Origin of the sequence: Maribacter sp. HTCC2170 (genome assembly GCF_000153165.2) — a bacterium.
Lineage (GTDB): Bacteria > Bacteroidota > Bacteroidia > Flavobacteriales > Flavobacteriaceae > Maribacter_A.
Genome location: NC_014472.1, coordinates 469,389 through 496,093, shown reverse-complemented (window position 1 = coordinate 496,093; position 26,705 = coordinate 469,389). Strand labels below are relative to the sequence as shown.

The 26,705-nt window shown below is 36.3% G+C and carries 27 protein-coding genes; 14 read left to right on the top strand and 13 right to left on the bottom strand.

Translation table 11 applies throughout. The features are described 5' to 3' along the window. Positions 1–41: 41 nt before the first annotated feature. Positions 42–1,082: a quinone-dependent dihydroorotate dehydrogenase gene (locus FB2170_RS02345; protein ID WP_013304894.1), complete on the top strand. Its 1,041-nt coding sequence runs from the start codon at positions 42–44 to the stop codon at positions 1,080–1,082. A gap of 8 nt (positions 1,083–1,090) precedes the next feature. Here FB2170_RS02345 and FB2170_RS02340 read toward each other — a convergent pair whose 3' ends face one another. Further along, a complete protein-coding gene (locus FB2170_RS02340; RefSeq protein ID WP_013304893.1) occupies positions 1,091–1,423 on the bottom strand; it encodes a Dabb family protein in 333 nt (110 codons plus the stop codon). A 169-nt stretch (positions 1,424–1,592) separates the two neighbouring features. Here FB2170_RS02340 and FB2170_RS02335 point away from each other — a divergent pair, with 169 nt between their 5' ends. The 6 genes from FB2170_RS02335 to guaB all read left to right on the top strand — a co-directional run bounded on the left by FB2170_RS02335 (position 1,593) and on the right by guaB (position 7,137). After that, complete coding sequence (locus tag FB2170_RS02335) at positions 1,593–2,219, top strand: LysE family translocator (RefSeq protein WP_041632991.1); 627 nt, start codon at positions 1,593–1,595, stop codon at positions 2,217–2,219. Positions 2,220–2,251: 32 nt separating this feature from the next. Continuing rightward, the gene (locus FB2170_RS02330; protein WP_013304891.1) at positions 2,252–3,118 is read left to right on the top strand and encodes a hydroxymethylglutaryl-CoA lyase; all 867 of its coding nucleotides are present in this window, start codon (positions 2,252–2,254) and stop codon (positions 3,116–3,118) included. Between the two features lie 166 nt (positions 3,119–3,284). Beyond that, positions 3,285–4,463, top strand: a complete 1,179-nt coding sequence (locus tag FB2170_RS02325) for a porin (RefSeq protein WP_013304890.1) — start codon at positions 3,285–3,287, stop codon at positions 4,461–4,463. A gap of 99 nt (positions 4,464–4,562) precedes the next feature. Continuing rightward, a complete protein-coding gene (locus FB2170_RS02320; RefSeq protein WP_148232043.1) occupies positions 4,563–5,099 on the top strand; it encodes an FMN-binding protein in 537 nt (178 codons plus the stop codon). Beyond that, positions 5,099–5,605, top strand: a complete 507-nt coding sequence (locus FB2170_RS02315) for a hypothetical protein (RefSeq protein ID WP_013304888.1) — start codon at positions 5,099–5,101, stop codon at positions 5,603–5,605. Before FB2170_RS02320 ends, FB2170_RS02315 begins: the two co-directional genes overlap by 1 nt. A gap of 59 nt (positions 5,606–5,664) precedes the next feature. After that, a complete protein-coding gene (guaB, locus tag FB2170_RS02310; RefSeq protein ID WP_013304887.1) occupies positions 5,665–7,137 on the top strand; it encodes an IMP dehydrogenase in 1,473 nt (490 codons plus the stop codon). A gap of 63 nt (positions 7,138–7,200) precedes the next feature. On the opposite strand, the gene FB2170_RS02305 is transcribed toward guaB, so the two are convergent. Both FB2170_RS02305 and lysA read right to left on the bottom strand, forming a co-directional pair. Beyond that, positions 7,201–7,734, bottom strand: coding sequence for a thioredoxin family protein (locus tag FB2170_RS02305; protein WP_013304886.1), 534 nt, complete (start codon positions 7,732–7,734; stop codon positions 7,201–7,203). A gap of 62 nt (positions 7,735–7,796) precedes the next feature. Next, entirely contained in the window at positions 7,797–9,041 is a 1,245-nt protein-coding gene (gene lysA, locus FB2170_RS02300; protein ID WP_262492784.1) for a diaminopimelate decarboxylase, read from the bottom strand. A 161-nt stretch (positions 9,042–9,202) separates the two neighbouring features. Here lysA and FB2170_RS02295 point away from each other — a divergent pair, with 161 nt between their 5' ends. From FB2170_RS02295 to FB2170_RS02285, 3 genes are all read left to right on the top strand, one after another. After that, a complete protein-coding gene (locus tag FB2170_RS02295) occupies positions 9,203–9,841 on the top strand; it encodes an LON peptidase substrate-binding domain-containing protein (protein WP_013304884.1) in 639 nt (212 codons plus the stop codon). 76 nt (positions 9,842–9,917) lie between these two features. After that, a complete protein-coding gene (sucC, locus tag FB2170_RS02290) occupies positions 9,918–11,111 on the top strand; it encodes an ADP-forming succinate--CoA ligase subunit beta (protein ID WP_013304883.1) in 1,194 nt (397 codons plus the stop codon). Between the two features lie 276 nt (positions 11,112–11,387). Next, entirely contained in the window at positions 11,388–11,723 is a 336-nt protein-coding gene (locus FB2170_RS02285) for a hypothetical protein (RefSeq protein WP_041632990.1), read from the top strand. Positions 11,724–11,759: 36 nt separating this feature from the next. Here the strand turns inward: FB2170_RS02285 and FB2170_RS02280 are convergent, their stop codons facing one another. Beyond that, positions 11,760–12,128: a DUF1456 family protein gene (locus FB2170_RS02280; protein ID WP_013304881.1), complete on the bottom strand. Its 369-nt coding sequence runs from the start codon at positions 12,126–12,128 to the stop codon at positions 11,760–11,762. Between the two features lie 133 nt (positions 12,129–12,261). On the opposite strand from FB2170_RS02280, the gene FB2170_RS16980 reads away from it, so the two are divergent. The 3 genes from FB2170_RS16980 (at position 12,262) to FB2170_RS02265 (ending at position 13,793) form a co-directional block, all read left to right on the top strand. After that, complete coding sequence (locus FB2170_RS16980) at positions 12,262–12,795, top strand: hypothetical protein (RefSeq protein WP_013304880.1); 534 nt, start codon at positions 12,262–12,264, stop codon at positions 12,793–12,795. Between the two features lie 39 nt (positions 12,796–12,834). Beyond that, complete coding sequence (locus FB2170_RS02270; protein ID WP_013304879.1) at positions 12,835–13,236, top strand: hypothetical protein; 402 nt, start codon at positions 12,835–12,837, stop codon at positions 13,234–13,236. A 131-nt stretch (positions 13,237–13,367) separates the two neighbouring features. Continuing rightward, positions 13,368–13,793: an Hsp20/alpha crystallin family protein gene (locus FB2170_RS02265; RefSeq protein ID WP_013304878.1), complete on the top strand. Its 426-nt coding sequence runs from the start codon at positions 13,368–13,370 to the stop codon at positions 13,791–13,793. Between the two features lie 103 nt (positions 13,794–13,896). Here the strand turns inward: FB2170_RS02265 and uvrB are convergent, their stop codons facing one another. The 5 genes from uvrB to FB2170_RS02240 form a co-directional block, all read right to left on the bottom strand. Then, a complete protein-coding gene (uvrB, locus tag FB2170_RS02260) occupies positions 13,897–15,888 on the bottom strand; it encodes an excinuclease ABC subunit UvrB (protein ID WP_013304877.1) in 1,992 nt (663 codons plus the stop codon). 56 nt (positions 15,889–15,944) lie between these two features. Continuing rightward, entirely contained in the window at positions 15,945–16,850 is a 906-nt protein-coding gene (locus FB2170_RS02255; protein ID WP_013304876.1) for a T9SS type B sorting domain-containing protein, read from the bottom strand. Between the two features lie 61 nt (positions 16,851–16,911). Beyond that, complete coding sequence (locus tag FB2170_RS02250) at positions 16,912–19,620, bottom strand: T9SS type B sorting domain-containing protein (RefSeq protein WP_013304875.1); 2,709 nt, start codon at positions 19,618–19,620, stop codon at positions 16,912–16,914. 26 nt (positions 19,621–19,646) lie between these two features. Beyond that, positions 19,647–20,480: an ABC transporter permease gene (locus FB2170_RS02245; protein WP_013304874.1), complete on the bottom strand. Its 834-nt coding sequence runs from the start codon at positions 20,478–20,480 to the stop codon at positions 19,647–19,649. A 15-nt stretch (positions 20,481–20,495) separates the two neighbouring features. Continuing rightward, the gene (locus FB2170_RS02240; protein WP_041632988.1) at positions 20,496–21,398 is read right to left on the bottom strand and encodes an ABC transporter ATP-binding protein; all 903 of its coding nucleotides are present in this window, start codon (positions 21,396–21,398) and stop codon (positions 20,496–20,498) included. A 91-nt stretch (positions 21,399–21,489) separates the two neighbouring features. Between FB2170_RS02240 and FB2170_RS02235 the strand changes: the two genes are divergently transcribed. Further along, positions 21,490–22,572 (top strand): hypothetical protein, encoded by a 1,083-nt coding sequence (locus FB2170_RS02235; RefSeq protein WP_013304872.1) that lies wholly within the window; start codon positions 21,490–21,492, stop codon positions 22,570–22,572. Between the two features lie 8 nt (positions 22,573–22,580). Here FB2170_RS02235 and FB2170_RS02230 read toward each other — a convergent pair whose 3' ends face one another. From FB2170_RS02230 to FB2170_RS02215, 4 genes are all read right to left on the bottom strand, one after another. Continuing rightward, positions 22,581–23,639, bottom strand: a complete 1,059-nt coding sequence (locus FB2170_RS02230) for a nucleoid-associated protein (RefSeq protein ID WP_013304871.1) — start codon at positions 23,637–23,639, stop codon at positions 22,581–22,583. Positions 23,640–23,711: 72 nt separating this feature from the next. Further along, complete coding sequence (locus tag FB2170_RS02225; protein WP_013304870.1) at positions 23,712–24,209, bottom strand: IS1096 element passenger TnpR family protein; 498 nt, start codon at positions 24,207–24,209, stop codon at positions 23,712–23,714. Between the two features lie 41 nt (positions 24,210–24,250). Continuing rightward, positions 24,251–25,267: a COX15/CtaA family protein gene (locus FB2170_RS02220; RefSeq protein WP_013304869.1), complete on the bottom strand. Its 1,017-nt coding sequence runs from the start codon at positions 25,265–25,267 to the stop codon at positions 24,251–24,253. After that, on the bottom strand, positions 25,268–26,704 hold the full coding sequence (locus FB2170_RS02215) for a CCA tRNA nucleotidyltransferase (protein WP_013304868.1): 1,437 nt from the start codon (positions 26,702–26,704) through the stop codon (positions 25,268–25,270). Between the last annotated feature and the right edge of the window lies 1 nt (position 26,705).

The window sequence follows — 26,705 nt, the reverse complement described above, 5'->3', positions numbered from 1 at the left end:
TGGATTGAGTTTGTACTTTTGCCTAAATCTTTTATTCGTTCATGTATAAACTCATCGTTCGCCCTATTTTATTCTTATTAGATCCGGAAAAAGTTCATCATCTGACTTTTTCATTAATTCGTTTTTTTGGCAAAATTGGCCTAACTGGCTTAGTCAGGTCATTTTACGTTTTTGAACACGAAAACTTGGAACGGGAAGTTTTCGGATTAAAATTCAAAAACCCAGTGGGACTTGCTGCAGGTTTTGATAAGGATGCCAAATTATACAATGAACTATCAGATTTTGGCTTTGGTTTTGTCGAGATTGGTACACTTACGCCAAAGCCACAAGATGGCAACCCTAAAAAGAGACTTTTTAGACTTAAAGCAGATCAAGCCATCATTAATAGGATGGGGTTTAACAATAGTGGGGTTTTTGATGCGGTTGAACGATTGAAGAAGAAGCATAAAGTTCTCATAGGAGGTAATATTGGAAAAAATAAGATTACTCCCAATGATGAGGCCACTAAGGATTACTTGATTTGTTTCGATGCACTTTTTCCTCATGTAGATTATTTTGTGGTAAATGTAAGCTCTCCCAATACTCCTGGATTAAGGGAATTGCAAGATAAAGAGCCATTGACCGCTTTGTTGAAGGAACTAAAAAAGGAGAATAAGAAGATTGCGATAAAAGGCACTGGTAACAAAGAAAAACCGATTTTACTTAAAATAGCTCCTGACTTGACTAATGATCAGTTGTTGGATATTATTAAAATTGTTGAAGACACTAAAATTGATGGGATTATTGCCACGAACACTACTATTGGTAGAGAAAATTTAAAGTCCTCTCTTTTTATCACCGAAGAAAAAGGCGGATTGAGCGGAAAGCCTTTGAAAACACGGAGTACTGAGGTAATTCGTTTTCTTTCCGAAAAAAGCAATAAGGCATTTCCGATTATTGGTGTTGGCGGAATTCATTCGGCTGAAGACGCCATTGAAAAGTTAGAAGCAGGAGCCGATTTGATACAACTTTATACGGGATTCATCTACGAAGGTCCGGCATTGATTAAAAGAATCAATAAGGCCCTACTTGCTAAGATCTAAGTTAATACTTATTTCGTCCAATAGTCGATTACAAGTACATCTTCTAAAAAAGGTGTTAGTACCTGTCCAAATGCTTTGTGGTCAGGGTGCGGTAAATAAATCGCTCGATCTTCTTCACTTTTGAAAGTCAAGAAAAAACAATGGGTAAATCCCTTTTCCAATCCCTCCGGGCTGTTGTTCAAACCCCATTCGTAACTCAGTATTTGGGGAATTTTTGTAGGTAAGGCAGAAAATGCATCTTCCACTTTTTTAACGTCTATAGCTGAGGTGCCTTCTTTAAACTTGAACAAAACAACATGGCGTAAAACACTATCATTCGCTTTATGAATTTCGTTTTTCATTGTTTTTGGATTTGAGCTCCTAGGATTGCACAAACTTAAGGTAAGCACGGTAAAAAGTACACTTAGAGAAATGTAGATGAATTTCATGATTTAATATTTTTTTGGTAAGATATAAAAATTGTCAAGTACTTAAAGGATTTTGTATTTTTCAATTTTAAAACCAATAGTATTGAATTACGAAATTCTGAGCGCTTTTGTTTTAGCTTCTACTGCCCTTGCTTTTGCTCCTGGGCCGGATAATATTTACGTTTTGACTCAAAGCATTGTCAATGGCAGGAAATATGGTTTGGCTACTACCATGGGCTTGGTTTCGGGTTGTTTGGTGCATACTACTTTATTGGCTTTTGGAATTTCAGCTATTATTAAAGAGAGCGATCAGCTATTTTTTGTTATTAAATTAATGGGTGCGTTGTATCTTTTTTATTTGGCTTATAAAGTATTTAGAAGTGATTCAACATTACAATTATGTAATGATGAAGTTCCCCGAAAAGGAATGTTGCAACTGTTTAAACAAGGGTTTGTAATGAACGTTTTAAATCCAAAGGTTACAATTTTCTTTTTGGCCTTTTTTCCTGGGTTTTTGTTTAGTGATACAATGGGTCATGTTGCTCAGTTCTATATTTTGGGTTTGTTGTTCATGTTTGTGGCATTTGTCGTATTCGGTTTGATAGCCGTGCTTTCAGGATTAATTTCAGATTATTTAACAGAGCATTCCAAAGCTGGATTGGTATTAAAATGGCTTCAGATTTTTGTGTTTATTGGTATAGGTGTGTTTGTATTGTTATCAAATAAATAATGGTAATTTTGAAATGATTTCAAGGTTGAAATATGTCCGATAATGTCAAAATGATTGAATGCCCTAGAGATGCTATGCAAGGCATTAAGGCATTCATTCCGACAAATGAAAAGGTAAAATACATTCAGTCCTTGTTAGGGTGCGGTTTTGATACTATTGATTTTGGAAGTTTTGTATCCCCAAAAGCAATTCCGCAGATGGTAGATACAGCTGAAGTATTATCCCAATTGGATTTGTCAAAGACCGATAGTAAATTATTGGCAATAGTAGCAAATATAAGAGGAGCGCAAAATGCCTGTTTGCATGAGGAGATTCAATATTTAGGTTACCCATTTTCAATTTCTGAGAACTTTCAAATGCGTAATACGCATAAAACAATAGCCCAGTCAGTTGAAATCCTCGGTGAAATCCTTCGTATGGCGAAGGATACGGGTAAAGAAGTTGTTACCTATATCTCCATGGGGTTTGGAAATCCCTACGGTGATCCATGGAATGTGGAAATAGTAGGGGAGTGGACGGAGCAATTGGCAGAAATGGGTGCTAATGTTTTATCATTATCTGATACTGTTGGTACCTCGACCCCAGAAAACATTACGTATCTTTTTTCAAATTTGATTCCTAAATACCCAGATATCGAATTTGGAGCACATTTGCACACTACACCTACCAAATGGCATGAAAAGGTTGATGCTGCGTTTAAATCAGGTTGCCGAAGATTCGATGGTGCCGTTCAAGGTTTTGGAGGTTGTCCCATGGCCAAGGATGAATTGACAGGAAATATGCCAACAGAAAAAATGTTGTCTTATTTTACTACGGAAAAAGTTGATTCAAATGTAAACTGGATGGCTTTCGAGGCAGCTTATAATAAAGCGACCGAACTTTTTTCAAAATTCCATTAGTACTTAACGAGCACACTCTCAGTCAAATAAAAGGGGGCTGATTTCTTTCTTTGAATATTATTTAGATTTAGTTTAAATAAACTTTGTTCAAATCAAAATTGGGTATTAAATTTGCTCCACAAAACATATTTATTTAAAATAAGTCTAAATAAGAATAACTTTAAAAATGAAAAATCCAATTTTATTATTTGCAGTATTGTTTACAGCATTTTTATCTGCTCAAACAGTTACAGATTCAATAATGTTGAATCCTCAGAAACAATTAAATGCCGCACAAAGATTGTTATCAGGAAATTATGCCTCAGCTGTCACCATTGGCGCGTATGGTGAAATGCTATACAATCAGCCAGAAGGGGACAATGGCGAATTGGACGTTCAACGATTAGTGTTGTTAATGGGCTATCGTTTCAATGAAAAAACCCAATTCGTAACGGAAATCGAGTTTGAACATGTTGAGGAAGTCTTCGTTGAGCAAGCTTTCGTTAATTATAATGTTGGTAATAATGTTAACCTTAGAGGTGGTTTAATGTTAGTGCCCATGGGAATCGTAAATGAGTTTCATGAACCCACAACTTTTAATGGTACGGAGCGACCAGCTATGGACAATGTTATTGTACCAACCACCTGGAGAGAACTTGGTGTCGGTGTCAGTGGTCGTTTTGACAACCTTTCATTAGGTTATCAAGCATATCTGTTCAATGGTTTTAAATCAACTTTGGCAGACGGGGAGGGTGGAGTTTCCGGTGTTTTAAAGGGATCTAACGGCCTTCGAAGTGGTCGCCAAAAGGGGATTAAATCAACTGTTGATAGCCCAAATTTATCTACAAAATTGGATTATTATGGCATACCTGGCTTGCGCCTAGGGCTTTCAACTTATTTTGGTAAAACACAAGCGGCAGATGAGGTTGAGGAAATTGATGGTGCCAATATTGGTATATCTATGATTGGTTTAGATGCCCGTTATGCTTATCAGCGATTTACTGCTCGTGGTCAGTTCATACATGCTTCTTTGTCAGATACTGAGGATTACAATGCCTTAACGGGTAGGGATTTAGGTAGTGCGCTACAAGGTTGGTATGTTGAAAGTGCGTTTAATCTTCTGCCAACTAAAAACCAACAAAAACTGTTTGCATTTGCCCGTTATGAAAAATATGATACGCATGCTTCAACCGCTGGATCTTTAACAAAGAATAATGCCTATGATAAAACGGATATTACAACTGGTTTAACTTATCATTTGGCACCTGGTGTTGTTTTGAAAGGTGATTACCAGTTCAGAAGTAATGCGTTGGATAATGGCGATGTCAAAGATCGGTTGAATTTTGGTATCGGAGTTTGGTTTTAGTTGTTTGTTGGGTTCCCTTCTTCATTTGAAAAAGGGAACCCTTTTTAAAAGAACGAAATTTCTTTATTGAGATTCATTCTAAATTAATACATTTACAACATGCAAAGGTCAAAGACATTTTTCGTTTTACTGATGACAATCTCATTTCTGCTGGTAGGTTTTGGATTGCCCAAAACTGTTGAGAAAAAGGTTAGGAAAGAACTTCAAAGAACCTTTCAAATAGAGAATTTTGATTTGAGCCCAATTCAAGTTTCAGATGAATTGAATGAGGAACTTCCTATGAAAATAAAAGGAAACAATTTTTTTAGGATTTCAAGTAGTGACAAACACCTTGGTTTCATGTTCGTGGATAAAGCAAGGAGTAAAACAGCTGAATTTGATTATTTGGTTGTTTTTGACAATGAACTGGCTATTGTGCATTCAAAAGTCCTGATATATCGCGAAGAATATGGAGGGGAAATAGGCAGTAAAAGGTGGCTTAAACAGTTCATGGGTAAAACAGGAAGTGATAGAGTTGATCATGAAAAAAATATTGATGGTATTGCGGGCGCAACCATATCTGTAAGATCAATGACCTCTTCAATTGATGACCTTTTGCAAACTATTGGCTTATTACAAAATAATCAAATCCTGTAATGAAACTCCACGGTCTTCTTGCCACATTTCCAACAGAAATAAAAATATTCATTGCCTCGTTTGTTATTATACTTTCAATAGGGTTTTTTACTGGCCTTTTATTTGTAAACGAAACCAGCTCGGCAAATCCTTCAGGAATACAAGAGAACTATCTGGGGAATGAGGAGAACGAAGATGCTGCGGTCATGAAATTTCATAAAAGTGAGCGTGAAATGTTGACCATTGTTCATACCCATATTCTTTCCATGTCTTTTATCTTTTTTTTATTGGGAATTTTAGTGTGGATGACAAAGCTGTCAAAAAACACTAAACTGTTCCTGACAGTAGAACCTTTTTTATCTGTTTTACTTACTTTCGGTGGAATATATTTGTTGTGGACAGGTGTATTATGGATGAAGTATGTGGTTATATTTTCTGGAGTTTTAATGACACTCACATATAGTATTTCTGTTTTGGCAGTGCTACAGCAATTAATCCGAAAATCGGGCAATCCTGATAAAATATAGTAGTTTCAAAAAGTTACTATTAAATGTAGTATATTTGCCCGCAATTAATCCTTAATTGCATGGAAGCCCACCAAAATAAAATTCTCGGAGAAGGTTTAACTTATGATGACGTACTTCTCGTACCTGCCTTTTCAGAAGTTCTTCCGAGAGAAGTAAGTATCAAAACAAAATTTACAAGGAATATTAGCATAAATGTGCCTATCGTCTCTGCTGCGATGGACACAGTTACAGAATCCCGAATGGCAATTGCAATTGCCCAAGAAGGGGGTATAGGAGTTCTGCATAAAAACATGACGATAGAGCAACAGGCCATGAAAGTGCGCAAAGTAAAACGTGCGGAAAGTGGTATGATCATAGATCCAGTCACTCTTCCATCAACGGCTTTGGTGAAAGATGCAAAAGCGAACATGAAGGAATTTAGTATTGGAGGAATACCGATTGTTGATAAAATGGGAAAGCTCATAGGAATCGTTACCAATAGGGATTTACGGTTCGAAAAAAACAATGAGCGCCCATTGTCAGAGGTTATGACTTCTGAAAACCTCGTAACGGTTGGTGAAGGTACTTCTTTGGCTGAAGCGGAAGATATTCTTCAAGAGAATAAAATTGAGAAATTACCAGTAGTTGATGCCAATAATAAGTTGGTGGGTTTAATCACTTTTAGAGACATTACGAAACTTACACAGAAACCAAGTGCTAACAAGGATCATTTTGGTAGACTTAGGGTGGCTGCTGCCATTGGAGTCACGGGTGATGCCGTTGAAAGAGCAGCTGCGTTGGTTAATGCAGGTGTAGATGCTGTGGTCATTGATACTGCCCATGGACATACAAAGGGAGTGGTTAATGTGTTGAAAGAGGTAAAAAATAAATTCCACAAACTTGAAGTTATTGTGGGCAATATTGCCACGGGAGCGGCTGCAAAATATTTGGTTGAAGCTGGCGCCGATGCCGTAAAAGTGGGAATAGGTCCGGGTTCGATATGTACAACCAGAGTGGTTGCAGGGGTTGGCTTTCCACAGTTTTCAGCTGTATTGGAGGTTGCTTCGGCAATAAAAGGCAGTGGTGTTCCTGTAATTGCTGATGGCGGGATACGGTATACTGGAGATATTCCTAAAGCGATAGCCGCCGGAGCGGATACGGTAATGCTTGGGTCATTACTTGCTGGTACAAAAGAATCACCGGGAGAAACTATTATATACGAAGGAAGAAAATTCAAATCATATCGTGGAATGGGTTCGGTTGAGGCCATGAAGCATGGTTCTAAAGATCGTTATTTCCAGGATGTTGAAGATGATATTAAAAAATTAGTGCCTGAGGGTATAGTTGGTCGTGTTCCATATAAAGGTGAGTTATACGAAAGTATTCATCAGTTTGTGGGAGGTCTTCGTGCAGGGATGGGCTATTGTGGAGCTAAGGATATTGAAACCTTAAAAGAATCGGGCAGATTTGTAAAGATTACAGCAAGTGGCATTAACGAGAGTCATCCCCATGATGTGACGATTACTAAAGAATCACCAAACTATAGTAGGTAATTTGTTTTTATAAAATAAAAAAGAGCCGTATAACGGCTCTTTTCTTTTAAGTGTTATTTTGAATTATTTCCCTTGACCACTATAGGTTTTCCAATCTTTTTCCAAATAAATATCATCACCAAAATATCTGGCGATGTTTAAAAATGGGTCAGGTTTTTGATAGCCCGGGACAGGGGAAAGCATGTTCATTTTTTCATCTAAGAAAATTGTTGTTGGGTAGCTCAATTTACCTTGCATCAAGGCCGCGGCCAATTCATGGTAGCCTTTTCTTCCTGAAGGGATAAATTTAAATGTCTTACCATTATAGTCAATGGGTTCTTTTCCCTCACCATCCATTTTTACCATATAAAAATTAGCTGCCATATAAGTCGCTACTTCTGGATTCTGGAAAGTGTCTTTATCCATTTTTTTACACCAGCCGCACCAATCCGTGTAAACATCAATGAAAACCTTCTTTGGGTTTTTTTCGGTTTTGGTAAGTTCAACTGCTTCATTCCAGCTAAGCCATTTGACATCTTGCCCATAGACAGTAGCGGAAATCAATCCGACAAATAAAAAAATAGAAAATTTCTTTATGAAAGACACGTTTTGCTTCATTACAAATTGTTTTTGCTGGTTAGTCCAACAACTGTACCAAAACTAACGATTATTTTTGACCTTTATTTTACGGCTACTTTGACCTTTTCAGGTACAAATAAATCTTTGACATCTACCTGATTTTTAATTAAGTCATCAAAAGTTTCTCTTTCCCTGATTAAATGAGCTTTGTCATCGTGCCATAAAACTTCTGCTGGCCTGTATCTTGAATTGTAATTGCTGGCCATAGTGAAACAATAAGCACCGGCGTTTTTAAAACAAAGAATATCACCCTCTGAAATCTCATTTATTCTGCGATTGTTTCCAAAGGTATCTGTCTCACAGATATAACCTACCACTGAGTAGTACCTTTCACGACCTTGAGGATTGGAAATGTTCTCGATTGTGTGAGATGCTCCATATAGCATGGGTCTTATCAAATGGTTGAAACCTGAGTCTACACTGGCAAAAACTGTTGATGTAGTTTGTTTTACGACATTGACTTTTGCCAAAAAGTGCCCGGCTTCACTTACCAAAAACTTACCGGGTTCAAATGCCAATGTGAGCTCTTTGCCATATTCTTTACAAAATTCATTGAATCTGCCGGTCAATTTCTTACCCAATTCTTCAATATTGGTTTCAATGTCTCCTTCTTTATAAGGTACTTTAAAGCCGCTACCAAAATCAATGAAATCTAGATTTTTGAAATTTTTGGCCGTTTCAAAAAGAATTTCCGAGGCGTAAAGAAATACATCAATGTCCAGAATATCGCTACCTGTATGCATATGAATACCATTGATATTCATTTTTGTTAATTCCACAATTCTAAGTAGATGTGGTATTTGATGAATACTTATTCCAAATTTAGAATCTATATGGCCAACTGAAATGTTGGAATTACCACCCGCCATAACATGCGGATTAATTCTAATGCAAACAGGAATATCAGGATGTTTTCCCCCGAACTGTTCAAGCACAGATAAATTGTCAATATTTATTTGCACGCCCAATTTTGCGGCTTCTTCAATCTCTTCAAGAGAAACACCATTTGGGGTAAAAATAATTGACTCAGGTTTAAACCCTGCCAATAGGCCTAATTGCACTTCTTGGATAGAAACGGTATCCAAACCACTGCCCAAACTGTTCATAAGGCGCAAAATGGCAATGTTTGAAAGTGCCTTGGCAGCATAGTTAAGCTTTAATTGATTAACACCTTTAAAAGCATTGGTCAACCTATTGAATTGTGAAATTATTTTTTCAGAATCATAAACGTATACCGGGTTGCCGTATGTTTTGGCGATTTTCAATAAATCAGCATTCCTCATTATAATAGTTGTTTTGAACAAATCTAGGATACTATTTTGGGATGTACAATATTTTTCAAGTATTCTTTATAAATACAACAATATGTTATGATTACAACAATATTGAGAATTAACTTCATTTGTTGTAATCATAATCGAATTGTATTTTTAGCAAAAATTGGAATATGCAAATACCTTTATTTCCTTTAAAATCGATTTTTTTCCCCGGTGAAACTGTACCCTTACACATTTTTGAAGATCGTTACAAGCAGCTTATCCAAGATTGTAGAAATGAGGCTATTACTTTCGGTATCCCTGTATTTATATATGACCAGATTGCCTATGGCACTGAAGTTCAACTTGTCGAAATTGTAAATACATATGATAGTGGTGAAATGGATGTGGTATGTGTGGGAAGGCAGGTTTTTAAAATACTATCATTTGAGAATGAAATGAATGGCAAGTTGTATCCGGGAGGAAACGTAGAGTTTTTGGAAGGATTGAACGATGCTACTGATGATTTGAAAATACAGGTCCTTGATGGCATTAAGGAATTATATACCTTGATGGATGTGTCTTTTACTCCAATGGCTTTAGGTAAATTCAATATGTATAGTCTAATCCATAAAATAGGACTGTCCTATGAACAGGAATATCAATTATTGCAAATGCCCAAGGAAAGTGAGCGATTAGAGTTTGTTTCTTCCCATTTATCTACGACTATTACGGTTTTGAATGAGTTGGACAGGACCAAGGGTACAATCAAAATGAATGGCGATTTCAAAAATTTTGACCCTCTTGATTTTGAAGACTTTAAAATTTGAGGAATCCTATTTAAATTCATTAGGGTAAATCCACTTGGTTTCCTATTTTTGCTCTCAAACTTTTAAGAAATCCCATATGAACCTTCACGAGTATCAAGGAAAAGAAATTTTAGCAAGTTTTGGTGTGCGTATTCAGCGTGGTATTGTAGCCCATAGCCCAAAAGAAGCGGTAGATGCAGCCAAGCAGCTAACTGCTGAAACAGGTACAGGCTGGCACGTGATAAAGGCCCAAGTGCATGCAGGTGGTCGTGGTAAAGGCGGCGGAGTAAAACTGGCCAAAAACCTTCAGGAAGTAGAGGAGGTTGCTGGTAACATCATCGGTATGAACTTGATTACGCCCCAGACCTCAGCTGAAGGAAAAAAAGTTCACCAAGTATTGATTGCAGAAGATGTTTATTATCCCGGAGATAGTGAGACAAGTGAATTTTACATGTCCGTTCTACTGGATCGTGGTAAGGGAAGAAATATGATTATGTATTCTACCGAAGGAGGTATGGATATTGAGGAAGTAGCCGAAAAAACTCCACATTTGATATTTACCGAGGAAGTGGATCCGTCTACGGGCCTTTTGCCTTTCCAAGCTCGTAAGATTGCTTTTAATCTTGGTTTGTCAGGTATGGCCTTTAAAGAAATGACCAAATTTGTGGCTTCGCTTTATAAGGCTTATGTTGAAAGTGATTCTAACATGTTCGAAATAAATCCGGTATTAAAGACATCGGATGACAAGATAATGGCGGTAGATGCAAAGGTGTCTATAGATGATAACGCGTTATATAGAAGAAAGCAATACGCAGAGATGCGTGATTTAAGAGAAGAAAATCCAATTGAGGTTGAAGCTAGGGCTGTAGGTTTAAGTTATGTTGATCTTGATGGAAACGTTGGCTGTATGGTGAATGGCGCTGGCTTGGCCATGGCAACGATGGATTTGATTAAAATGGCTGGCGGTGAACCTGCCAATTTCTTGGATGTTGGTGGTACAGCAGATGCCAAAAGGGTAGAGGAAGCGTTTCGCATTATTTTAAAAGATGCCAATGTAAAAGCCATATTAATAAACATTTTTGGTGGCATTGTAAGATGTGATCGAGTCGCTCAAGGTGTTGTTGATGCTTATAAGAACATGGGGGATGCCATTACGGTACCGATTATTGTTCGATTGCAAGGTACAAATGCCGAGTTGGCAAAGGAGATTATAGATAATTCAGGTTTGGCTGTACATTCTGCGGTTCAATTTCAAGAAGCTGCTGATAAAGTAAAGGAAGTTTTGAATTGATACAAGACTCAATAGCAATAGAACAGAGGCAATGCATTTTCGCATTGCCTTTTTTATTTGCTTAAAAGTTTCTTAATATCTTATTACCATGAGATACAATGAAATCATTGGAAATGCACACTAACATTATGTTTTAATGTTTTTTGAAGAGTCATGTTGATTAAAAAAGTAATAACTAAAGTTATGTTAAATGAGAAAAACCTTGTAACGATCTTGTTCCTGGTACGTCTTTTAAGTAATTCATCAATTAATCATCAATCATTAAACAAACAAATCATGAGAAAATTAAGTTTAGTATTTGTAGCTGCAATGCTACTTGCAACAGGAAACATTTTAGCTAACGATTCAGTTAAAGACGATCCAACCAAAAAACTATCCACTCAAATTGGAGAGCTTTTGGGGGATAATTACGAGACTGGTGATGACGTGAGCTTAACGGCACAGGTTAGATTTACCTTGAACAACGAGGGTGAAATTGTAGTTTTGTCAGTTGATACTGAAAATAAAAGACTCGAGTCTTTTGTAAAAGGTAGATTAAACTACAAAAAGGTAAGTGTTCAAAACGCTAGTGAAGGTACAATGTTTACTATTCCTATTAGAATTGCAAGCTAGAGATACTTGTTGAACAATTTAAAAATCCTGATTTTATCAGGATTTTTTTTTGTTTTTATATTTCACAGGTGAAATGTCAGTATTGAACTTCTTTTTTCTTCTGGGTTTGTTGTCAAAATTCTTTGCGACTGAATTGCTGTTTGTTGATTTTGCCTTTAGTAAAACTTCGCCAGGTTTTTTTGGGTTGTCTTTTGTTCCTCTAAGATGAATTACCAATCCGTTTAAAAAATTACGAAGAATCTGATCGCCACACTCCATATAATTTGGGTGATCTTCCTTTCTGAACAAGGCACCTAATTCACTTTTGGTAATATTGAAATCCGCTAACTTTAATATCTCAACTATTTCATCATCCCTTAACATTAGAGCAACTCTAAGCTTTTTAAAAATATCATTGTTCGTCATGAATCCTTTAGTTTCTGTCTTTTGTGCAAAGTTATGATTGCAACTGGTAATACAACGGAAATCGAGGTTTTTTTATACGAAAGAATTAAAATTTAAGTTATACCAATAAATATAGAATCAAAATTGTTCACTTATGATTGTATGGTCTGGTAGAGGATTTCTTTCTGTTATTGTTCTTATTGCTGCCTTGTTTGCATCAATTTCATTACTACCAAAGCATTTGGCTGATTACGGTTTTGTCATCGCTACTTTTACAGCAGGTATCTTTAGCTGGTATTTTGGACACAAATGGAATACAGCGAACGCTATGACCGTTATTGATGAAAAAACAGGTGAAAAATTTCTATTGAAGAACAATAATAGCTTGTTTTGGATAAAAATGGAATACTGGGGCCCAATATTCCTTGTTCTTGGGATTGTAATTTTATTTCAAAATTCTTTAAACGCGGCTATAGTAGCAAGTATCTTGTTGATTTCATTTACTGCATATAGATTTTCGAGCAAGAAAAAGGACTTGAATAACGTTAAAAACGCAAATTTAGTGGTCGAAAGACGACAGAATGACGAAAGCGCAATTGCCTCGAATAGGGAGGTTATCGAATTAAATCCTGATAGGGAAAAAATGAGAGTAACAAAAGAGGATCCCAATAGGTTTATGCCCAAATAACAGTATAGGGGATAAGATGATTAATACTTTTTGTAAAATATGAGCACAAGAAAAGAAAAGCTTAGTATCCTTTCAGAAATGATTGCTTTCGCACGGGTAGATAATACTATTAAAGACGAAGAGTATGTTTTTCTGCAAAGTGTTGCCCAACAATTAGATGTAGATGAAGAAACCTTTGATTCCCTTTTTAATGAGAAGGTGGAACACATAATTCCTAAATCGCAGGCAGACCGTATTCTTCAATTTCACAGACTCGTGTTATTAATGAACGTTGATAACAAGCAAGATTTGTTGGAAATAAGTAGAATACATAATATAGGATTGAGTATGGGACTGCCTCCTTCTGCTATTGAGCAGGTTCTTTCAATAATGCACAAGTATCCCAATAAAATAGTACCACCTAATGTACTTATTGAGATTTTTAAGGCCCACTACAATTGATTTTGTTAAAAAAGCGCCAAAATGACACTGTGTTAACACGATAATGCGCCAAAATGACGTGATTTTAGCATTGGTACATCTTTTGTCTTTATTCGCTTGAACTTGAATTTTAAACGAATAAAGATTTGATCATGAGTATTATAAAAAGAAACGATGTTTTATTTCCATCACTAATGAATGAAATATTAAAACCTGATTGGTTTGGTGGCATGGAAAACCATAAAAGCAATATCCCAGCTGTTAATATCAAGGAAAACGAAGAAAATTTTGAACTGGAGCTTATGGTTCCTGGAAGAAAAAAGGAAGATTTTCTTATTGAAATCAATGAAAATGTGTTAACAATCTCATCGGAAACCAAGAGCGAGGAGAATATTGAAAAAGGCAACTTCACTAGGAGGGAATTTATCTTCACTTCCTTTAAACGCGCATTTACTCTGCCAGAAACAGTTGATGAAGAAAATATAAAGGCAAATTATGAAAATGGAATTTTGAAATTTTCTTTGCCTAAGAAGGAGGAAGCTCTGCCCAAACCTAAAAGAATGATAGAGTTATCTTAAAATATTAAAGAAATTATGATGATCCGTTCTGGGTCATTTCATAATGGTTGGTTTAGTTGGTTAGTTGGAAAAGCGTTTTGAGAGATCAAAGCGCTTTTCTCGTTTACTTATCTTGGTTCTGAAGCATTTTTATCTCATCACGTAATTTTGCCGCTTGCATAAAGTCCAGTTCCTTTGCCGCTTTCTCCATAGCTTTTCGCTTATCACGAATCATTTTTTCTATCTGCTCTTTTGTAAGATAATCCATATCCGGTTCGGCCGCTCTTAATTCTTCCTTCTCAAAATGGTACGTTGAAACCGAATTTTTAGCCAAAACACTGTCCAAACTTTTGTTCAAGGCTTTTGGTGTAACATTATTGGCAGTATTATAAGCTATTTGTTTTTCTCTGCGATAATTGGTCTCATCAATTGTTTTTTGCATGCTAGCGGTAATCTTATCCGCATACATGATTGCCTTACCGTTTAAATGCCGAGCTGCTCTACCCACAGTCTGTGTCAACGATCGGTTGCTTCGTAAAAAACCTTCTTTATCAGCATCTAAAATAGCGACCAAGGAAACCTCTGGTAAATCCAACCCCTCTCTAAGGAGGTTAACACCAATGAGAACATCAAAAATACCTTTGCGTAAATCTTGCATTATCTCAACACGTTCCAAGGTATCCACATCGCTATGAATATATCTGCAGCGTACATTTATCCGAGATAAATATTTGGTTAATTCTTCCGCCATTCGCTTGGTCAGCGTAGTTACCAAGGTTCTTTCATCTTTTTCAACTCTTTGCTGAATTTCTTCAACCAAATCATCAATCTGATTTAAACTTGGTCTAACCTCAATAATTGGGTCAAGAAGGCCTGTTGGCCTAATTACCTGCTCAACATAAACACCTTGACAAAGTTGGAGTTCATAATCGGCAGGTGTTGCACTTACATAAATGACTTGATTTTGTAGCGCTTCAAACTCTTCAAATTTCAATGGTCTATTGTCCATTGCAGCTGGGAGCCTAAATCCGTATTCCACAAGATTTTCTTTTCTTGATCTGTCGCCACCATACATCGCATGCACTTGTGGAATAGTTACATGACTTTCATCAATCACCATTAGATAATCGTCAGGAAAGTAGTCCAATAAACAGAATGGCCTTGTTCCGGGCTCTCTACCATCCAAATATCTTGAGTAGTTCTCAATTCCAGAACAATACCCCAATTCGCGAATCATTTCCAAATCAAAGTTGGTCCGCTCTTCTAGGCGTTTTGCTTCAAGAGGTTTTCCGATTTCTTTGAAATAATCAATCTGATGTACAAGGTCATCTTGAATATAGTGGATTGCATTTTGAAGAATATCTGGAGAAGTAACGAACATATTGGCTGGGTAGATATTCAAATTCTCATAAACTTCAATGACATTATTATTGAAGGGGTCAAAAGCCTCAATTTCTTCTATTTCATCTCCAAAAAAATGAATTCGAAAAGCATGGTCCGCGTAACTGGGAAATACATCGACGACATCACCTTTTACCCTGAAGTTCCCGTTTCTAAAATCAGCTGTAGTCCTTGAGTAAAGGCTTTGAACCAGCATATGTAAAAGCTTGGTTCTGGCTATGACCTGATTTTTAAAAATACTTATCACGTTTTTTTGAAATTCAACGGGATTCCCAATACCATATAGACAAGATACAGATGCAACTACAAGTACATCCCTGCGACCAGACAAAAGTGATGATGTGGCGCTTAACCTTAGTTTTTCAATATCTTCATTGATTGAGAGGTCTTTCTCAATATAAAGACCTGAAGTAGGGATATAAGCTTCCGGTTGGTAATAATCGTAGTAAGAAACAAAGTATTCGACGGCATTATTAGGAAAAAATTGCTTGAACTCGGAATACAATTGAGCGGCAAGAGTTTTGTTATGGGCAAGAACCAATGTTGGGCGCTGAACTTTCTCAATAACATTGGCAACACTGAACGTTTTTCCAGAACCTGTAACACCAAGCAGGGTTTGATAAGGTTCTTGGGAGTTTATTCCCTCTTCCAATTGTCTTATGGCTTCAGGTTGATCACCTGTAGGTTTAAATTCTGATACTACCTTGAATTTCATGCTTTAAAAATACGAAAGCAACAGCATTTTGTTAATATCTAGCGTACAAAATAACTCTAGCGTTTGAGAGTAAAATGACCTTTATGTTGACTTCCGTTTTCTAACTTGGCCTTAAACCAATAGTCTGAGGATGGTAGGAGTTTGCCATTCAAACTCCCGTCCCATTCAGGTTTTTCCCGATCTAAATACTTTATAAAAGTACCATAACGATCATAAATTTCAATGAAATCCACCTGGATGCCATGGTTTTCTGGATATGGTTCATACTTCCATAAATCATTAACATTATCTCCATTTGGTGTAAAGAACTTTGGGAAAACGGCATTTGTATCCACTGTACCTTCTTGACAAATGGCAGGGTCAATGATAATATCAAAATTACTTTCATCTGTACAATCTGCCTGAACAGCATAAATATAAATAGTCAGTGACACTGTTACTATTTCACCCTCTTTAAGCCTGCGACCAGTTCCATTAGTTCCAGTGTAGTAATTACTATGGAAATCAATAGGTGGCAAGGTGTAACTTTCACATTCGAAAATGTCTATTAAGGACTTTGCAACAGGGGGCGAAAGTAATGTTAGTTTAAAGGACGTTTCTTTATAACATCCATCAATATTCGTTACTCTTGCTATTATGGTTCTTTGATTTACGACAAATTGTGTTCCTGTAGAAAAATCTATTAAATCACCACCTGCATTATGATATGTTACTACCAAATCTGTTTGATTTCTAATCAGGTTTGATTTAAGTTCACTTAAATTTATATTAAACTCCTCAAAATGATCATTATCTCTATCACATTTATAGAAATCAGAAATCGGATAGACGTTGTGATTACAGTCCTGCAGATTTCCACTTCTTAAATAGGTTACCTGAAGAAAATTAAAGAACCCCAGAATTATAAACAAGTTAAGTTTAGAATAAACCCGGCCTTGTTTTCTTAACTCCGTTGGGAACATAATAGATTTACTATTTATATAGAATTAGTTAAAAAAGTAACTTACAAAAATATTTTGGGGATCATCGCTTTAAAGCAAAATGACCATTGAATATTCTTCCATCTCCTAGTTCAGCTTTAAACCAATAATCACCTGATGGTACAGGTTTTGTATTGAAATCTCCATTCCATCCTTCATTAGTGGCATACAAGACGGTTAGCAATCGTCCGTATCTGTCAAAAATACTAACGACTGAATTTGACTCAATTTCGGAGCTTAAGCCGATTAAATTCCATTTATCATTGATTGTGTCCCCGTTTGGGGTGAAAAATTTTGGATAGCCCATTACCGAAACTGTTTTCTCAACAATACCACATCCTTTCTTGTCCCTGATACTTACCGTTATAACCCCTGGGATAACATTTTGAAAAAAGTTGGAATCACTATACTCAACTCCATTTGTCGAGAATTCATAGTCTCCATCACCAGAGGCCTCCACAAGTAGTGAGTTATTATTTGAAAAGTCTTTTACAAAAATGTTTTCAATAACTGCGCGATTTGATGGAATCACTTCAAAATCATATGAATTAGTGCAGTTCTGTACTTGTCCGTTATTTTGATATGTATAGCCCACCTCTAGAGTGTAACCACCAACTTCGGTTATAGCAATCTCTTGTGTATTGGAAAGGATTTGTGGGCTAGCCCCATCAATTTTCATCCAATTGTAATAATCATATGATAAAGGAGCATATATGTTTAGAAAAGGGTCATCAGTACATAGTTCATATGTTTTATTCAAATCAACCAACGGCGTTGGGTTAACCACAAGCTCAATTTCAAGAACATCCTCACATTGGTTAGAGTTTTCAATTCTTGCATAAACCACTCTAGATTCAGACACTATATTACTTGGAAGCGGTTCTTGTTCCAAGGCAAGGTTTTCCAAAGAATCATAAAAACTAACAAGACTATTTGGATAAATTGGAGTTGTGACGCTTTCAAGGCTGAATGTAGCAGATAAAACTTGATCATTTAAATTTTCATCACATGCGAACAATGTATTTCGGTTTTCATCATCTAGATTCACAGTCCTGACCTGTAGTTCCAATTCACCAAAATTCTCACAACCGGCTGTATTCATCACCCTGTAATATATTATCTGGTTGAAAGGATTCGAGTTTCTATAATTTTGAATATTTTCTATTTGAATATCATTATCCCTATTAGCGATGTTCTCATAAAATGAATAGATAAACGCAGGGTTCTCATCTATCTGGTCAAGATTAAAACCGGTAAACCCATCTTCAGTATTGTCAATATCAACATCGCACTGTACTAATGTTAAATCTGTATTTTGGGGGAGTTCCAAAACTTCTATCAACGATTCTCCTAGAATATTACAATCTACTTGGCTTGGAAGAATAATCTCTAGACTATAGCGACCGGCATCAATGTTTTCTGCTTCGTCGATATGTAAAAGATGGTTATCGGGATTAATAATTGGATTTCCATCTTTTTCCCAATTGTAAACGGCACCTGGTATTTCTTCTGCCTGCAATGTAAATGGCTCGCCAATGCAAATGGTCGTCGAACCACTAGATGTTCCATCTGCATTGAAAATCAAGTCGGTTTTGTTAAAGAAAGATTGAATAAAAGGGGGTAATCCTTGCGTGCTATTATTGCCCAGGGCAATTGCATTATGTTGGTAATTAGCATTGTCACCTTTCTCATTGGGATTATTGATTACACCTAAAAAAGGGGTTCCATCATCATAACTATCGGCAATTGTACGATATATTTTTCCGTTGGCGCCCAATTGCAAGGCACCTCGGTAAATTCGCTTATAATCAATTGCAACTTGGGAATCTGTTATATTTGGAGCATCTAAATCAAACTGAATCAAGGATGAAGCATGCTTCGCTTCTCCTTCAACAAAATTTGAGGAATGGGTATACAAAAAACGACTATTGGGAGAAAATTCAACGCCATAAGGGTTATTGTTTGCACTGTTTATTACTAGCTCCTGAAAGTTGGAAACAACCCCGGTCAATGGGTCAAAATCAAACAGATGTAGCCCAAAACGCATATTGGCACTAGCCATTTTTTTTCCATCATTGGAAAATTTTAAATAACCTCTTGGGTCTTCAATGCTTAATTTGGAAAACGTACTTTTAACCACATTAGTTGATACCCCGGAGGCGCTTATTTCAAAAGCATGGTACGTATCAAAACCCCCACTGCCGAATTGGGAGCTAAGGGTTACAATCCAAATGGTCTTATCTGAACAATCCTTTAATACTGCGGCAATTTTTTCTGAGCAATCATTTAATAGACGAGTATTTTTTTGGGTTATAGCGCCATTACCGCTGTTCAATGTAATATCTACGATAGAATAGTTAAGCCCAAAATCAGGATCGTTGGTGGAAGTGGAGGTGTCCACGGTAAAAATGTAATATATATTAGGGTCCTCTGGTTTGGGAACGATTAATGCAGATTGTGTACTGGATGGGTCTCCAAAAAGACCGGTACCGTTCTGCATCACGTTATGATTACGGTCATATACGATGATGCCATCTGTATAAAAAAGCAAGTCACCTAAGTCATTTGAAATAGTAGTACAACCTTCGAAAGTTTCTAACCTACCATCATTTAGTGCGGTCACGGTACCATTGTTATTGAAATGAATACCAGCATTGTTTCCGAAATACCAATTGGAAGTCTCCCCTTGACCAAATACTAGGGCAGGAAAAACAATGCTAAAAATTAGCAATATGGCATTTTTCTTAATCATAGTGTTTACGTAAACACTACAATATACTATAAATCCCTCTTTTTCAACAAGGCATAGGATAAATAGATGAAAACAAACGTCCAGCCGGCAACGATCAAGATTTCATACCAATGTACGCCATAGTCCATTTCAAATTTTTCACCTATCTGGTCAGCAACCGATTGAACCGCCCCAAGTCTTGAAAATGGCTCATCAATTAATTTCCACATTGCATTCAGGGGAAAAAAGCCCATTACAACATCTGTGGTGTCACCATCAAAGAGTTTCCACCTGATCATACCTCGCACAAAACCTTCGAATACCTGCCACAAAATCAAAAAACCAAGGGCAAATGCAGATCTTTTAACCAGTATGCCAAGGAATAAGCAAAAAGAGAAGAAACCCATTAGTTTAATGAAGAAAGCCAAAAGGAATTCCAGGTCAGAAAAAATGATTGAAACTTCATTATAATCCGAATAGATAAGCCCTAAAATCATTGAAACAACAAATACAAATACGGTTGAGATCAATGAAAATGAAGTGACCGTGAGAAACTTTGAAAGGATAAACTCTTTCTTGGAAAGGCCGTCTATCAAGTTTTGCTTTATGGTCTTATTACTATATTCATTGGCCATCATGGAAACAATGACAATAGCAAGGAATAATTTAAAGAATGCGGTTATAAAAGTGTTGAAATGCCAAATGTATGGGAAATTGAAAATTCCTTGTTCTGCCAAATGAAACTTAATTGGCCCAATATCAAATTTAATTGCGGCCACTAGGGCTATAGAAGTGAGTAATACGAAATATGAAATAATCAATATTTTACTTACTCGGTTATTCCAAAGTTTAATAAATTCTATTTGTAGTAATCGTAGCATGTTTGTTTTTTTGGTTTAGTTGGCTTCGTTTTTGGTCAGCGCCAAGAATTGCTCTTCTAGGCTTTCTTTTCTTTTTACCAAATGGGAAAGAACTATGCCTTGATCCATAAGATTTCTGTTTAGAACTTCGGAGTTCATTTCTTCTGTAAGAAAGGCGGTAATTAATCCTCCATCGTCCTTTATTTTGCCAAAACTCTCATTGCTTGCCAAGAATGTCTTGAGTTTTGGATTATCGTTGGATTTTAATTCAAAAAATCCATGACTTGCCATCATATCATCAACCCTTCCAGAATACAATTTTTGCCCTTTTCTAAGGATAACGACATGACTACATACTTTTTCTACTTCGTCCAATAAATGAGATGCCAAAAGAATCGTAGTGCCTTGGGAGGCAACTTTCTTGATAATTTCTCTAATTTTGTGTATGCCTTGTGGGTCCAGACCGTTCGTAGGTTCATCAAGAATTAAAATCTCTGGATCATTCAATAAGGCCGAAGCGATGGCCAAACGTTGTTTCATACCCAGCGAATATGTTCTGAACTTACTGTTCTTGCGCTCCAGTAAACCTACCAATTCTAATTTTTCTTCAATCTTGGCGTTTGATACTTCTTTGATTTTACAAACAAGTTTTAGGTTTTGGGTGGCGGTCATGTACGGGTAAAAGTTAGGACGCTCAATTATTGCCCCCACTTTTTTCAACGCTTCATGGGTTGAGGTGTTGCCATCGAACCAAGAAAATTCACCATTGGTCCTATTTACTACATTTAGAACAACTCCGAGTGTTGTTGATTTACCACTTCCATTTGGCCCTAAAATGCCATAAACATTGCCTTTTTCTATAGTAAAAGACAAATCATCGACTGCAGTTAGGTACCCAAATTTCTTGGTGAGATTGTTTACGGTAAGTATCTTTTCCAAAATAGGAGATGTTTTTAGGTGGTTTATAGTAACTTGACGAAGAAACCCTAAATTTGTTACAGGCTTAGCCCTTAAATTTAATTCACTTAGCATGCAGGAAGAAAAATTAATGTCAAAGAAGAAACCTGCTTATCCCGTTTCGCAGGAGCTCGATGCTTATTTAGAACAGTATAATCGTAAAATAGAAATTCCAATTTTTTATGAAGATTTATTACGGTTTACTGGCTCCGTCGTGGTTTATGATGACAATGATGAGGATACACTTTGGATAAGAGTTTATTATAATGAATTTGATAGGGAGGAAATAGATACGAGTCTAAAAAAGATTTATTCTATTCTTCATTCTGATGGTAGTGATCATATTGACCAATATTTAAATGTTGATGCAGTAGATTACTGCACCTTTGGGAACTCCAAACCTTTTCGAATAAAGATTAGGAATATTCTGAATGACAACTTCACATATTTCTATGTAAAAAAGACTGATGCTTCACGAGTGTATGGCCTTGAACTGGAGCACATGCTTTCACCATATAACCTGAATTTTCTTGTTTACAAAGACACCTTGATAGAGGAGCATATCGCAGGTATTCCTGGTGACTTTTTCATCAAGGAAATGTTGCCTAAATGTACTGAATCTGAAAAAGCCCAGCTGGCAAAGGAATTTGTTAAGTTCAATGAACGTTGCATGATTCGCTTGTTGGGAGATATGCGATCATATAATTATGTCATTGTGATGACCCATGATTTTGACCATGTGGTATATAAAATACGAGCAATCGATTTTGACCAACAAAGTTTTGAAGGGAAATTAAAAGTTTATCGCCCGCAGTTTTTCAAGGAGAATTTTCTAATGGTTGAACTGGTTAGAAGTAAGTTGCTTAATCATTCGGTGGATCAATATAAATTAGAAGAGCGTTCAATTAGTGCGAAACGAATACTTAGTTCAGGTGATCGTATAAAATGGCTTGTCGAAATTTGTAAAAAAGACGATATATCTATAAACGAGAATATAGAAATGCTAAGAACCCAGATTTATGAACTAACAAATGATTCTAAATTTAAAAAGTGTAAGACTATGGGTGAGATTTTAGATTTAGCCCTAGACTTTGTAAAACGCAATTACCAAGGCGTTAGCATGAAACAGATCATTGAACATAAAATAAAAATTTAGTAGACCTACTAACTCTTCTGTTCTTTATTAAAATATACTAGGTAATAGTACATTTGTTTTTCTTCATCCCAGCCTTTTTCAACGAATTTTTCAGCTGATTCTGGATTTATGAAATCCATTTTTATCTGAATATTGGTGTCAAGACTAATTACGTTTTTAATCTTTTTTCGTGCGTCAGAAACGGCTTTATTTGCAATATCAAAATTAGAAACATCCTCAATACTATATTTTGGGCCTTTCTCCACTTTATAATGCTTAAACTCAGGAATAAGTTCAGGGTTCTCCATAACCTCGTTAAGGAAATTACTTTCTTCAAAGGCATCATTCTTTGCAAAATGGTTAACTGCCTTGTTCATAAACAGAACTTCTTGTTGCTTATCTTCAGCTGGTAGAACCACATCCTTGGCAAAATTTTGACAAAATTTAAGATAGTTCTTCGTATAAAAATTTTCATCGGCCAAAGCATCAACACCTAAGAAATTCTCTAACCAATACTTTGCATCATAGCGGTTGCTATCAACTGAAAGTACTTTATAACCTTCTTCTTTGTTTTTATTGAAAATTAGACAGCCTTTGTCCAGTTTATTAATGTTAATACCATGTTGCACAACTATATCGAGGTTATTTCCATTTTCTTCAAACTGAAGAAAATCATGTTTTAATTCGCTCTTGAAAATACCAAGTGCATCAACCTTTTCATTATCAAGCAATAACCCTGTTAAATAGGTAACATATACCTCACCACTCTTAATATGTGGGTGATTTGATTGCTCAAAGAGATGTTTTGCTATTTTTATTGAATTCTCATGTGCAGAAGAGGGGTTAGCAAAAACCTCAGAGGCTATTTTATATATTTCATTAAACTCAACATCAACCTCATTGGAAAGTTTAAAGTAGTTTTCTTCTTTTTCTCTAAACGGCCTAAAAAAATATTCCTTTAGTAACCCGGTTGTTTCATCATTTAGGTTAACAGGTTCTTCGGATAAAAAAACACCTTCGTTTTTGTTCTTGTTTCCAACGCGATGAAGCGAAATACTGTCTATATGGGTAGGGTAGAGGTTAATCATTGTCTTATTAAGGTTAAGGAGTTAGAGTGTTTGCTTGGTACAGGGTTGATTTAGAGAGGACTTAATATAAAATCAATTCCAGTTTTCATCAAAATCCAAATCATCATAATTATCAAAAGTGTCGTCGAAGTCCATTGTTGGTTCATCGGCTTCAAACTTTTTCTCAGGAGGAGCCTCAGGGAGTTCGCCAAAACTAAAAAGTATATTTGGATAAGATTTTCCTGGTTCTTCATCATCAATATCGGCCAACTCAACAAAGAATGTCCACATATTCAAAAAATCATAGACATAAATCATTTTCGGAGATTTCTCAGTAATAACATCTTCTAGAAATGTTTCATTCATCAATCGAACATCAGAACCATTCTCACTCATGTCAAAAAGTGCAATTTCCTCATCCTGCTTCCAATTCTCATCACAGGTGTAAAATGAGGCCATTTCATTTCCAAGAAAACCAAAAGACTGTGCAATGGCGTTATGAAACTCTTCCATTGAGTAGCTTGCTTCAATCTCCATATCCCTAAAGATATCCTCCTTGGCATCCAATATTATGCGGATTTTATAGATCATTCTAAAATTTTTGTGGGGCGGTAAAGTTACAATAATTAGTTTTATTTTGAGGATCTGTGTAAAGTGAAAGTAGTTGCTCCCAAAAGTAGAAAAGCAGTAACCTGGTGTGCTATTCCCAACCACAATGGCACCCTCAATAATAAGGTGAATACACCAAGGGTAAATTGTAATAATACCAATAATAGTAATGATTGAATACCAAGAGTTTGATGCTTGGTTGTATTAATATTTTTGCTCTTATACCATAAGTAGACTATTAGGGCAACCACGACATAGCCCAAATATCTGTGTACGAACTGAACACCACTTTTGCCTTCCACAAAGTTTTTTAACATGGGTTGTTGTTCTATATAAACGGTCTCATGAATAAATTTACCTTCACTCATAAAAGGCCAGTAATTATGTATTAAACCTGCATCCAACCCTGCAACAAAAGCCCCCCAGGTTATTTGTACTATCAAAGAAAACATAATTATCCAAAGTATTCTTCGTAACTCTGGTATTGACTGCTTTCTTTTTGGGTAGATAAGGTCAAGGGTAACCCAGAAACCGTACGCAAAAGTTAAGAATGCCGTAATTAGGTGGGCGGCTAGTCGATAGTGAGAAACATCAGGTCTATTAATCAAACCACTTTTTACCATATACCATCCTAAAAAGCCTTGAAAAGCACCTAAGGTAAGTAAAACAAGACATTTCTTTATTGTTGCCTTAGTGAGTTTTCCACGAACTAAAAAGTATATAAATGGTAGAATGAAAACGATGCCGATAAACCTTCCGATAAATCTATGGAGCCATTCCCAAAAAAAGATAGATTTAAAGTCAGATAGGGTAAAATGAGAATTTAATTTTTGGTATTCTGGGAATTGTTTGTATAAATCAAAGGCTTCTTGCCATTCTTCATGGTTTAAAGGAGGTATGGTTCCAGAAACAAGATTGTAATTGGAAATGGAAAGGCCAGAATGTGTTAATCTAGTTATACCACCAACTAAGACCATAATGAAAATCAACAAACATCCTGTCAAAATCCAATAGACTACTTTTTTACCATCTTTCACCATCTATCTTTTTTTTTCATTTATTATACTCAATCCCATATTTTTACCTAATTCGAGCATATATTCATAGGCTGATTGATACTCATTAGGGATTTCACCTTCTAAAATAGCTTCTTTAATCGCCGCTTTGATAATTCCAATTTCTTTTGAAGGTTTGAGGTTAAATGTTTTTATGATTTCTTCGCCTGAGACCGGTGGTTGAAAGTTACGTATATGATCACGTTCTTCGACTTCCACGATTTTCGCGCGAACAAGTTTGAAGTTGTTTTTGTATTTTTTTTGTTTTCGAGGGTTTTTTGTAGTGATATCCGCTTCACATAAAGTAATTAGGTCTTCGACATAATCTCCTGCATCGAACACCAATCTGCGCACCGCGGAATCAGTGGCAAAGTCTTCTGCAAGTACAATTGGTCGTGAACTCATCAAGACCATTTTTTGTACGAATTTCATTTTATCGTTCAAGGGCATACGTAGTCTTTTGAATAACTTGTAAACCATTTTTGAACCAACAAATTCGTGCCCATGGAAAGTCCACCCTACTTTTTTGCTGAACTTTTTGGTGGGAGCTTTGCCAATATCATGTAGTAGTGCTGCCCAACGTAGCCAAAGATCATCTGTAGTTTGGGCAATATTATCGACCACCTCTAAGGTATGCCAAAAATTGTCTTTATGGCGTTGACCTTCAACTTCTTCAATACCCTCCAACGCTGTCAACTCAGGGAGAATATAATCAAGAAGTCCGGTGTTGTGCAGCAATGAGAAACCAATAGACGGCTTTTCACAGGCCATTATTTTATGCAATTCATCAACGGTTCGCTCAGCAGAAATTATTTTTATACGTTCTTTGTTTTCAGTAATCGCCTGAAGCGATCTAAGCTCTATCTCAAAATTCAATTGTGTGGCAAAACGTATAGCGCGCATCATACGTAAGGGGTCGTCTGAGTAGGTAACACATGGTTCAAGTGGAGTTCTGATGATTTTTTTATCAAGATCTAAGACCCCTTCAAAAGGGTCCAATAAATCCCCGAAATTTTCTTTGTTCAGTGATAATGCCAGTGCATTAATAGTAAAGTCTCGGCGTTCTTGGTCTTCTTTTAAAGTACCATCCTCTACAATTGGTTTTCTGCTATCACGTTGATAACTTTCTTTACGCGCACCAACAAATTCCAACTCCATATCATGATGCCTGAGCATGGCCGTCCCGAAGTTTTTGAAAATTGATATTTTGGGGTTTCCTGGTAGCATTGAAGCCACTTTTTCTGCCAATGCAATACCGCTACCAATAGAAACGATATCTATGTCTTTATGTGTTCCCCTATCTAAAATGTAATCACGAACAAAACCACCAATTACGTAACTTTCGAGTGCCAGCCCGGAGGCTGCATCAGAAAGAATTTTGAATATAGGGTCTTGGAGTGCTTTTTTGTGGTTTTGTTGCATC